This window comes from Mycobacterium sp. 852014-52450_SCH5900713, assembly GCF_001667075.1.
Classification (GTDB): Bacteria; Actinomycetota; Actinomycetes; order Mycobacteriales; family Mycobacteriaceae; genus Mycobacterium.
The window spans coordinates 18,553-29,614 of sequence record NZ_LZIL01000013.1 but is presented as its reverse complement, the minus strand read 5'-3'; the positions used below and the strand labels follow the sequence as shown (position 1 = coordinate 29,614).

The window sequence follows — 11,062 nt, the reverse complement described above, 5'->3', positions numbered from 1 at the left end:
TGGTGGCCATTGCGCCGTTCCGGGCGCCGCACACCGAGACCGAGAAAATCGTGGCCGAGGTCTTCGCCCAGGTGTTGAACCTCGATCAAGTCGGCCTCGATGACGACTTCTTCGCCCTCGGCGGGAATTCGATGATCGCGACCCGGGTGAGTGCGCGACTGCAGCTGGCGCTGGGCAGAGAAGTGCCGGTGCGCTACCTGTTCGACGCGTCCACCGTCGTAGATCTCGCCGACCATCTCGACCGGCACCGCGGAGGCGAAGACACGGTTTCCGTGCAAGAAGTGGTTCCGGTTCAAACTCTGAGGAAGGGCACCGGCGTGCCGCTTTTCTGCATCCATCCTGGCGGTGGGGTGAGTTGGCTGTATCAGACTCTCGGCAATTACTTGGACTGCCCGATCATCGGAATTCAACAGGTCCTCGAGAGCGGAGAGGTTGAACCCCGGTCAATTCACGAAATGGCAAAAAACTACGCCGACAGAATTGAAAGAGTCCATCCCGCCGGACCCTACAATCTTCTCGGCTGGTCTTTCGGAGGCGTCGTCGCCCATGATATTGCCGTCGAGCTGCACCGCCGGGGATGCGTGATCGATTCTCTTATTCTTCTCGATGCCCAGCCAGGCACCGACGCCCTGCCGAACGAGGATCTCGATGACTGGACGAAGCACCTAGATGCCTTACGGTTCTACCGGATCGGCAGTTCAGAAGAATCCGATTTGTTCACCTACGAGCAAATAGAAGAGCTGATTCGTGAACGGGGAGCCGAGGACTTCGCCGCAGAGTTCCCCCGATACCAGCAGGTTTTAGATCTGTTCATTAAGAACATCAATAATGACATCGAGTTGTCTCGAACCCACGAGCCCGGTGTTTTCAACGGTGATATGGTCATATTTTCCGCCGCGCGAGGTGAGACTAATCAGGGTCCGTCTCCTCTGCAAAGTTGGCGACCATTCGTTAACGGCGACATCACCGGGCACTCGATCGACTGCACGCATCAAGAGATGCTTACGACGGAATCGCTCAATATGTACGGCGAAAAAATCAAAGATTCATTGGTTCGGGTTCGATCCGCTGAGGCTTCCGAGCCCTTCGACCTTGGCAGGTCCGACGAGCGGGACTGGGGAGAGGAGGCCGTCATGAGCCGGCAGTTGAGCAATGGTGTCAGTTCAGTAGAAGTAGTTCCCACCGGCTGCCCGTTCAGCGATTTGCAAGGAGGGGCAGACCACATCGAGGCCGAACGAAAACTTCAGGCCACCGGGTTCCGCTACGCGGAATACCTGCACCTCGACGAACTGCTCGGCGCGGTAAAGCCGTTGTTCGGGGACGCCGACCGTTCGGCTCGGGGCGACGAAAGCTACTTTCTGATCATCCACCAAACCTCTGAACTGTGGGTGTCCCAGATCCTGGCCGACCTCGAGGTCGCGCTCGAGTCCGCCCGTCGCTCGGAGTTCGGCAAGGCGGTCGATCGCATGAAGCGCGCAAACGCCGTGCTCGAACTGACCATTACGACACAAAGCGCCCTGCAACACTTATCGGTAGATGACTTCAATCGGTTCCGGGGTGGCTTACAGGGAATCACGGCCGGACAGTCGGCCCAATTCGCGACCCTGTTGACCGGCATCCGCCACGCTCCGGTTGCGGCGCTACTGGCAATCCTCGCCGATCGGCCCACGGGTGACAGGAGCAGCCGCCGGCAGCGCCTGCAGCTAGGGGCCCAGCTCGACGTATTCATCGCCGGCCTGACGCGCTGGCGGCTGGCCCACCTCGACGCCGTCACCCGCTTCATCGGGGACGGAAGGGGCACCGGCGGCACCACCGGGGTCGGCTTCCTGATCGATCGCCTTTTTGAGGCTTCCTGCCCGGCGCAGAATCGGCTGTCGACCTGCTAGGCGAGCAAGCCTGCCGTGGGACGAGCTGCCTACCCCCGATTTTGGTGCGGAGCCCAGGTGGGTCCGCGGGCGCCCGACGCATTCCTGCGGGTCGACGCTGGTTCCTCGTGGATCGTGCGCTACGGCACCTATCCCAGCCAGCACGGCGTGCTCAGCCTTCCCGACGGCCAAGGCCCCTGGCCGGTCGCGGTGGTCATCCACGGCGGCTTCTGGCGGACGGCCCACGGTGCCGACCTGGCCTCCGATCTGGCCGAGGATCTCACGCAGCAAGGATTCGCTGCCTGGAACATCGAATACCGCAGGGTGGGCGACAACCCGGACCACGGCGGCGGTGGTTGGCCGGCCACCTGTCTCGACGTTGCCGCCGCCGTCGACCTGCTCGCGACGACTGGTCAGACCCTGGCGGCCGGCCGTCTCGACCTGTCGCGAGTCATCGCGGTCGGGCACTCCGCGGGGGGTCAGCTGGCCGGTTGGCTGGCCGGTCGAGGATCGCTGCCGGCCAAGGCCCCCGGAGCCTCTCCCGTCGTGCGGCTGGCCGGCTTCCTCAGCCAGGCGGGAGTCTTGGACCTCACACTCGCGATGCAGGAGAACACGGGTTCCGGAGCCGTCCGAAACTTCCTAGGCGCCTGGGCCAACGATCCCCGCGCCCGCTCGCTGGCTTGCCCCAGCGCCCTGCTTCCGACGGGCATCCCCTCGGTGTGTGTGCACGGCACGGCCGACGACGACGTGCCACTCAGCCAGTCGCAGCGTTTCGTTGCCGCGGCTCAATCTGCCGGCGACGACTCCCGTCTGCTGCTGCTCCCCGGCGCCGATCACTACACACTGATCGACGCGACATCGCAGGCATGGGCGTTGTGCCGCACGGTGATCCGGGAGCTGGCGCACTGAACGCCAGGCTTTGGCGCGGAGCGGCTTCGGTGCGGGTGTCGCGACGATGTCAAGCAGCCCGAGTGGCCCGCACGGTGGCGCCCTTGCCCGGAACAAGCCCCATTTCGAGGCGGATGGGTTCATCGCGCGGATCGACGGCGGCGAGATCCACGGAACGCAGCACGGTCGCCAGGACGTGAGTGGCCTCGAAGATGGCCAGCCGGTCGCCGAGGCAGCGGTGTTCGCCGCCGCCGAAGGGTATGAGTTCATAGCTGTTGGGGCGGCGCTGCAAAAACCGTTCTGGTCGAAAAGCTTTCGGGTCTTCGTAGAGGTCAGGATGCCGGTGTACGGACTGAACGACTGCCATGATCGTCGTCCCGCCCGGGAAGTAACGCCCACCTAGGCTCAGCGGCCTGGGAATGAACCTCGTGACGAACATGAACGGCGGTCGCAAGCGCAGGCTTTCCTGCACCACCGCATCGAGATACGTGCGCTGGTCGCCACCGCCGCGTGCCTCCGCGGTGGCCGCGGCGAGTGCGTGCGGAGTACGCACCAGCCGTTCGATCGCCCAGCTCGCCAATGTCGCCGGGGGGTCGTAGCCGCCGAGCATGATCCCCACCACCTGGTCCCGAATCTCCCTGTCCGACAGTGCTTCCCCGTGTGCTCGCAGCAACGAATCGATCACATCGTCGTGCTCGAGCTCGGGGTGGCGCCGACGGCGGGCGATCTCGTCGTAGACCAGCTCATTGCATCGGTTCAGCTCCCGCTGATATCGCGGCCACAACCGCAGTGCGCCGATCGACCTTAGCGCCGAACGCACCGCACTCTGCCCCGACGCAGCCGTCGTGAGCAAGTCCTGCCAGGCCGATTTCCACCGCTGCATCTCCGAATCGGGCACTGACGCCGCCACTTTCAAAATCAGCTCCATTGAGACTTCGAGCAGCCGTGGGCGCACTGCCACCGTCTGCTGATCGGCCCATCCGCGGACCTCTTGCTCTGTCCTGGCCACGATGAACTCACGCCACTGCGTCAGCGCGTCGCCGCGCAACCGCGGCAGCATCAGTTTGCGCAGCCGGAGGTGGTGCGGCCCGTCGAGCAGGAACACCGACCGGTCTCCCCAGAACGGATCCACAACGCGATGCGGCTCTGGGGCGTTGACGTCATCGGGGGGCGAGGTGAACAATGGCTTGATCAACGCCGGATCCCGCACGAAAGCGACTCTGGATCCGACGAGCCGAGATATCAACGGCGGCGGCGACATCCAGACTACGTCCCCGTGGCGGTCGAACAACTCATCGAAAGCGTCGTCGCCGCGTCGTGGCAACGTCCATGCCAGCTTGAGCATCTGCGCGCGTCCAAGTTCATCCGACGCGGCATTGCGCGCCGTGTGCAGAGTTCTCAGCATGGCTGACCTCCTCGCGCTCGTCGTCACGATCCAGGCCCGCCCCGGTCGGCAAGTGGCAGGCTTCCGCCGGCGGAGCGCCCAACCGAGACCAGTGAGGGATCTCCATCCCGCCGTAGGCTTGAACTGCGCTCACCGTCATTTCTTTCGCGTGTGTAGCGGCCGCGCGCCTCGGCGGAATCTCATCGCTTGAACGAGAGGCCGAGACTCTTCGGCCGTATATCGGTCCAGTTCTGTTCGATGTAGTCCAGGCAGGCAGCTCGGTCCGCTTCGCCGTGCACCACCCGCCAGCCGTCTGGAATCTCGGCGAAGGCGGGCCAAAGGCTGTGTTGCTCTTCGTCGTTGACCAAGACGAAGAAGTTGCCGTTGTCGTCGTCGAACGGGTTGATGCTCATCGGTTCTCCTGACCGTGTGTTCGAGTTGAATTGATGTTGGGAGTCAACAGGATTGGCCCGGCATTTCGGCGCAGCGGGAAAATCCTCGGTGTTACGAACCAGAAGGCGCCCGGCTTGGTGCCGCGACAGGCTCCAATGCCGCAGACGGCGGGATGAAGCCGTCGTTTGTCATCTAACGGCGCCCGACCCCATGCTCGGCTACAAGCCATGCCGGGAGCCTATGGTCGCGTCTAATGCTCAGGGGCAAAATATGCGCCAAGTAGAGTAGTGCGAACGCCCGGTTAGGGTAGTGATCACGAAGTGACCAGGAGATGACACCGGCGGCCATCGCGGTTGGTCGGTAGTACGGACAACTCGCCTGATTTGAGCCTGCTGCGGCGTCTTGTGTTCACTGGGTTGGTGTCCACCCGAAAAGCCGTATTGGCACGGTCGAGGACTGTCTGCCCTATGTCAACGAGCGCCGTCGCGGTACCTTGGCGGCCATGACGTCGCTGCAGGACAAAGTCGTTTTCATCACCGGCGGTGCCCGGGGAATCGGCGCCGAGGTCGCCCGCCGCCTGCGCAAGAAGGGCGCCAAGCTCGTGCTCACCGATCTCAACGACGCCGAGCTGAGCGCGCTGGCCGCCGAACTCGGCGAGGACCACGTGTTGACCGCCGTGGCCGACGTGCGTGACCTACCGGCCATGCAAGCCGTCGCGGCCCGGGCCGTCGAACGGTTCGGCGGCATCGACGTCGTGGTGGCCAACGCGGGCATCGCCAGCTACGGGTCGGTGCTGCAGGTGGACCCCGAGGCGTTCAAGCGGGTGCTCGACATCAACGTGCTCGGCGTCTTCAACACCGTGCGGGCCGCGCTGCCCGCGGTGATCGAGCGCCGCGGCTACGTGCTGGTCGTCTCGTCGCTGGCGGCGTACACCGCCTGCCCGGGACTGGTTCCCTACAACGCGTCCAAGGCCGGCGTCGAGATCCTCGCCAACGCGCTGCGGCTGGAGGTGGCGCACCATGGCGTCACCGTCGGTTCCTCGCACATGTCGTGGATCGACACCGCCCTCGTCCGCGACACCGAGGCCGACCTGCCCGCCTTCGGCAAGCTGCTCGCCAGCTTCCCCTGGCCGCTGAACAAGACCACCACCGTCGACAAATGCGCGGACGCCTTCGTCAAGGGCATCGAGGGCCGCCGGAACCGCGTCTACTGCCCGCGCTGGGTGGCGCTGTTCCGCTGGATCAAGCCGGTGCTGTCCACCCCGGTCGGCGAACTGCCCCTGCACAAACCAACGGCGGAGCTGCTGCCCCAGCTGGATGCCCAAGTCGCCGCGCTCGGCCGGTCCACCAGCGCTTACAACCAGGGATTGGGCAAAAAGGCTTAGGTTCGATGGCGGTACCCCCAGCACTCGGCTAAGCCGAGTTGGCGATCGCCGCTAGCGCCCGAATCCGGGGCGACGGCGGCGCAGGTACCGCTCGAACTCCGCGGCCAGCGCGTCGCCGTCGATCTTGCCCAGGGCCTCGTTCATGTCGACCTCGGCGTCGCCGCGTTGTTCCAGCGACGACACGTATTCGGCCAAATCCTCGTCCTCGGCGGCCATCTCGGTGATCGCCTGCTCCCACTCCTCGGCTTCCGTCGGCAGGTCGGCCAGCGGAACCTCGATGTCGAGCACGTCCTCGACGCGGCGTAGCAGCGCCACCGTCGCCTTCGGGTTCGGCGGCTGCGACACGTAGTGCGGCACCGCCGCCCAGAACGTCACGGCGGGGATCCCGGCGGCCACGCAGGCGTCCTGGAACACCCCGGCGATGCCGGTCGGACCCTCGTAGCGGCTCTCCTCGAGCCCGAAGCGTTTCGCCGACTCGGGGGAGTAGGCCGCACCCGAGACCGGCACCGGACGGGTGTGCGGCGTGTCGGCCAGTAGGGCGCCCAGAATGACCACGGTGTCCACGTTCAGCTTGTCGGCGATGGCGACCAATTCGGCGCAGAAGGTACGCCAGCGCATATTGGGTTCCACCCCGTGCATCAACACGACGTCGCGGTCGCTGCCCGGCGGCCGACAGTGCGAGATGCGCATCGCCGGCCACACCAGCTCCCGGGTGACGCCGTCGACCTGCCGAATGACCGGGCGATTCACCTGGTAGTCGTAATATGCCTCGTCGTCGATCTCCAGGATCGGGTCGGCTTCCCAGATGGCCTCGAGGTGCTCGAGCGCGTCGCTGGCCGCGTCGCCGGCGTCGTTCCAGCCCTCAAACGCCGCCACGACGATGGTGTTGTGCAGTTCGGGCAGTGCGGCTTCTCTGTTTGGGGGGCCCTGGGGCGGGGTCACAGATTTAGCGTACGGCCTTGCGCCCCGATGTTCGGTGCGCGGTGGCCGTCGATTGCGGCCGATGGGCGCTCAACCGGGGGATTTGCATAGGCCGACTATCCTTATAGGGGTGGCTGCCGCTAACGAACACCGCTGTGACACCGACATCCTCGACCCTCCGGCGCAGCGGTTCACGTTCGGCGACGCGGCCGAGACGAAATACGTTCAGCTGCAAACTGGTTAACATTGGTAACTACGACATCGCCGACAAGATCTGCGAGGTGGCGCTCACGGGCAGCGCGATCGCCAAGCGGGTCGCGTCGAGCTGGGCGTCCAGACGTCGCGGGGGGACGTAGACTTTTCCGGTCGAGAGGCGTTGCAACGGTTCGCCGGTCCATGCCGGTATCCGCCACGCTCGGCAGAGTCAAGGACGCCTTCCGCTACGGAAGGAACGTACGTGAACGCCTCTAAAAGCGCCCCGGCGTCAGAGACCTTCGTGCCGAACATCCGCCCCGACTGCACCGACGAGCTGACGGCTGCTCTGCGCGAGCGGATCATGGTGATCGACGGCGCGATGGGGACGGCGATCCAGCGGGACCGGCCGGACGAGGCCGGCTATCGCGGCGACCGGTTCACGGAGTGGCCGACCGCTCTTCAGGGCAACAACGACCTGCTCAATCTGACGCAGCCGCAGATCATCGAGGGGATCCACCGCGAGTACCTCGAGGCGGGCGCCGACATCCTGGAAACCAACACGTTCAACGCGAACGCGATCTCGCTCTCTGACTACGGCATGCAGGACCTGAGCTACGAGCTGAACTACGCCGGCGCCGCCCTGGCCCGCAAGGCCGCCGACGAATACAGCACCCCGGAGAAGCCCCGCTACGTCGCCGGCGCTATCGGGCCGACGACGCGCACCGCGTCGATCTCACCGGACGTCAACGACCCCGGTGCCCGCAACGTCTCGTACGACCTGCTGGTCGCTGCCTACCTCGAAGCCGCCAACGGCCTGGTCGACGGCGGGGCCGACCTCCTCATCATCGAGACGATCTTCGACTCGCTGAACGCCAAGGCGGCGGTGTTCGCCGTCGAGACGCTGTTCGAGGAGCGCGGACGACGCTGGCCGGTGATCATCTCGGGGACTATCACCGATGCTTCTGGACGGACGTTGTCCGGCCAGGTCACCGAGGCGTTCTGGAACTCCATCAGGCACGCCAAGCCGCTGGCGGTCGGCCTGAACTGCGCGCTGGGCGCGCCGGAGATGAGGCCCTACATCGCCGAGATGGCGCGGATCGCGGACACCTTCGTCTCGTGCTACCCGAACGCCGGCCTGCCCAACGCGTTCGGCGAATACGACGAGGACCCGGAGCGCCAGGCGAGCTACATCGCCGACTTCGCCGAGGCCGGCCTGGTCAACCTGGTCGGCGGCTGCTGCGGGACGGCGCCGCCGCACATCGCGGAGATCGCCAAGGTCGTCGGGGGCAAGCCGCCGCGCGAGCTGCCGGAGATCGAGGTGGCCACCCGGCTTTCGGGCCTGGAACCGCTCAACATCACCGACGATTCCCTGTTCGTGAACATCGGTGAGCGCACCAACATCACCGGCTCCGCCCGGTTCCGCAACCTGATCAAGGCCGAGGACTACGACACCGCCTTGTCGGTCGCGCTGCAGCAGGTCGAGGTCGGTGCGCAGGTCATCGACATCAACATGGACGAGGGCATGATCGACGGCGTCGCCGCGATGGACCGGTTCACCAAGCTGATCGCGGCCGAGCCCGACATCAGCCGGGTTCCGGTGATGATCGACTCCTCCAAGTGGGAGGTCATCGAGGCGGGCCTGAAGAACGTGCAGGGCAAGCCGATCGTCAACTCGATCTCCATGAAGGAGGGCGAGGAGAAGTTCGTCCGCGAGGCGCGGCTGTGCCGCAAGTACGGCGCCGCCGTGGTCGTGATGGCCTTCGACGAGCAGGGTCAGGCCGACAACCTGGAGCGCCGTAAGGAGATCTGCGGTCGCGCCTATCGGATTTTGACCGAAGAGGTCGGGTTCCCGCCCGAGGACATCATCTTCGACCCGAACTGCTTCGCGCTGGCGACCGGTATCGAGGAGCACGCGACCTACGGGATCGACTTCATCGAGGCCTGCGCCTGGATCAAGGAGAACCTTCCCGGGGTGCACATCTCCGGCGGCATCTCGAACGTGTCGTTCTCGTTCCGGGGCAACAACCCCGTGCGCGAGGCGATCCATTCCGTGTTCCTGTTCCACGCCATCAAGGCCGGCCTGGACATGGGCATCGTCAACGCCGGTGCGCTGGTGCCCTACGACTCGATCGACCCCGAGCTGCGGGACCGGATCGAGGACGTCGTCCTGAACCGTCGCGAGGACGCGGCCGAACGGCTCCTGGAGATCGCCGAACGGTTCAACAGCTCGGAGAAGTCCGAAGACCCGGCGGCGGCGGAGTGGCGATCCTTACCGGTCCGCGAGCGGATCACGCACGCCCTGGTCAAGGGCATCGACGCCCACGTCGACGCCGACACCGAGGAACTACGTGCCGAGATCGCCGCCGCAGGCGGTCGCCCGATCGAGGTGATCGAGGGCCCCCTGATGGACGGCATGAACGTCGTCGGTGACCTGTTCGGCTCGGGCAAGATGTTCCTTCCCCAGGTCGTGAAGTCGGCCCGGGTCATGAAGAAGGCCGTCGCGTACCTGCTGCCGTTCATCGAGGCGGAGAAGGAAGAGTCGGGCGCTGCCGCCGGCAAGGACACCAACGGCACGATCGTGATGGCGACCGTGAAGGGCGACGTCCACGACATCGGCAAGAACATCGTCGGAGTCGTCTTGCAGTGCAACAACTTTGAAGTGATCGACCTCGGCGTGATGGTGCCCGCCGAGAAGATCCTGGCCGCGGCGAAGGAGCACGACGCCGACATCATCGGGTTGTCCGGCCTGATCACCCCGTCCCTGGACGAGATGGTGAACTTCGCCGTCGAGATGGAACGTCAAGGCCTGGAGATTCCGCTGCTGATCGGCGGCGCGACCACCTCGCGCGCCCATACGGCCGTGAAGGTGTCGCCGCGTCGCAGCGGTCCGGTGGTGTGGGTCAAGGACGCTTCCCGCTCGGTCCCGGTGGCCGCCGCGCTTCTCGACGACAAGCAGCGCCCAGCGCTGCTGGAGGCAACCGAGAAGGACTACGCGTCGCTCCGCGAACGGCACGCCCAGAAGAACGAGCGTCCGATGGTGACGCTGGAGAAAGCCCGCGCCAACCGGACGCCGATCGACTGGGACGGCTACACGCCGCCGGTGCCCGCCCAGGGTCTCGGCGTGCGGGAGTTTCATGACTATGACCTCGCCGAGTTGCGCGAGTACATCGACTGGCAGCCGTTCTTCAACGCCTGGGAGATGAAGGGCAGGTTCCCCGACATCCTCAACAACCCCGTCTCGGGCGAGGCGGCGCGCAAGCTGTACGACGACGCCCAGGAGATGCTCGACACCCTGATCAAGGAGAAGTGGCTGACGGCCAACGGGGTGATCGGTTTTTTCCCGGCCAACGCCGTCCCCGGCGGCGACGACATCGAGGTCTACACCGACGACACCCGCACCGACGTGCTGACGACGCTGCACAACCTGCGCCAGCAGGGCGAGCACCGCGACGGCATCCCGAACCGCTCGCTGGGCGACTACGTCGCGCCCAAGGACACCGGTCTGGCTGACTACGTCGGCGCCTTCGCCGTCACCGCGGGGCTCGGCAGCCAGGAAAAGATCGCGGAGTTCAAGGCAGCCGTCGACGACTACAGCGCGATCCTGCTCGAGTCGATCGCCGACCGGTTGGCAGAGGCTTTCGCCGAACGGATGCACCAACGGGTCCGCAGGGAGTTCTGGGGATTCCAGCCGGACGAGCAGCTGGACAACGAGGCGCTCATCAGCGAGAAATACGTGGGAATCCGCCCTGCTCCGGGCTACCCGGCCTGCCCGGAGCACACCGAGAAGGTGACGCTCTGGAAGTTGATGGACGTTAAGGAGCGAACCGGCATCGAATTGACGGAGTCGATGGCGATGTGGCCCGGCGCCGCCGTCAGCGGCTGGTATTTCTCGCACCCGCAGTCGCAGTACTTCGTTATCGGTCGGATGGCCCAGGACCAGGTCGCCGACTACGCGAAGCGCAAAGGCTGGACTCTGAAGGAGGCCGAGCGCTGGCTCGCCCCGAACCTCGGCTACAACCCCGAGGACTGATT

The 11,062-nt window shown here is 65.4% G+C and carries 7 protein-coding genes; 4 read left to right on the top strand and 3 right to left on the bottom strand.

Annotation, left to right across the window (positions count from 1 at the left end; translation table 11 throughout):
• Both A5773_RS05285 and A5773_RS05280 read left to right on the top strand, forming a co-directional pair.
• The coding region (locus A5773_RS05285) for a tryptophan 2,3-dioxygenase family protein (protein WP_232001795.1) at positions 1-1,886 on the top strand (1,886 nt) is incomplete at its 5' end.
• Positions 1,887-1,943: 57 nt separating this feature from the next.
• Positions 1,944-2,774, top strand: a complete 831-nt coding sequence (locus A5773_RS05280) for a S9 family peptidase (protein ID WP_197505314.1) — start codon at positions 1,944-1,946, stop codon at positions 2,772-2,774.
• Between the two features lie 49 nt (positions 2,775-2,823).
• Here A5773_RS05280 and A5773_RS05275 read toward each other — a convergent pair whose 3' ends face one another.
• Positions 2,824-4,158 (bottom strand): cytochrome P450, encoded by a 1,335-nt coding sequence (locus A5773_RS05275; protein ID WP_066946899.1) that lies wholly within the window; start codon positions 4,156-4,158, stop codon positions 2,824-2,826.
• 179 nt (positions 4,159-4,337) lie between these two features.
• On the bottom strand, positions 4,338-4,550 hold the full coding sequence (locus A5773_RS05270) for an MbtH family protein (RefSeq protein ID WP_066946896.1): 213 nt from the start codon (positions 4,548-4,550) through the stop codon (positions 4,338-4,340).
• A 482-nt stretch (positions 4,551-5,032) separates the two neighbouring features.
• Between A5773_RS05270 and A5773_RS05265 the strand changes: the two genes are divergently transcribed.
• Positions 5,033-5,914, top strand: coding sequence for an SDR family oxidoreductase (locus A5773_RS05265; protein WP_067260594.1), 882 nt, complete (start codon positions 5,033-5,035; stop codon positions 5,912-5,914).
• 51 nt (positions 5,915-5,965) lie between these two features.
• Here A5773_RS05265 and A5773_RS05260 read toward each other — a convergent pair whose 3' ends face one another.
• Positions 5,966-6,856, bottom strand: coding sequence for a PAC2 family protein (locus A5773_RS05260; RefSeq protein WP_197505315.1), 891 nt, complete (start codon positions 6,854-6,856; stop codon positions 5,966-5,968).
• Between the two features lie 436 nt (positions 6,857-7,292).
• Between A5773_RS05260 and metH the strand changes: the two genes are divergently transcribed.
• The gene (gene metH / locus A5773_RS05255) at positions 7,293-11,060 is read left to right on the top strand and encodes a methionine synthase (RefSeq protein ID WP_066946888.1); all 3,768 of its coding nucleotides are present in this window, start codon (positions 7,293-7,295) and stop codon (positions 11,058-11,060) included.
• The last annotated feature ends 2 nt before the right edge of the window (positions 11,061-11,062 follow it).

Excerpts from the sequence above, each read along its gene's own strand:
- A5773_RS05270 (WP_066946896.1), bottom strand. The coding sequence starts at position 4,550 with ATGAGCATCAACCCGTTCGACGACGACAACGGCAACTTCTTCGTCTTG.
- A5773_RS05265 (WP_067260594.1), top strand. The coding sequence starts at position 5,033 with ATGACGTCGCTGCAGGACAAAGTCGTTTTCATCACCGGCGGTGCCCGG.
- A5773_RS05275 (WP_066946899.1), bottom strand. The coding sequence starts at position 4,158 with ATGCTGAGAACTCTGCACACGGCGCGCAATGCCGCGTCGGATGAACTT.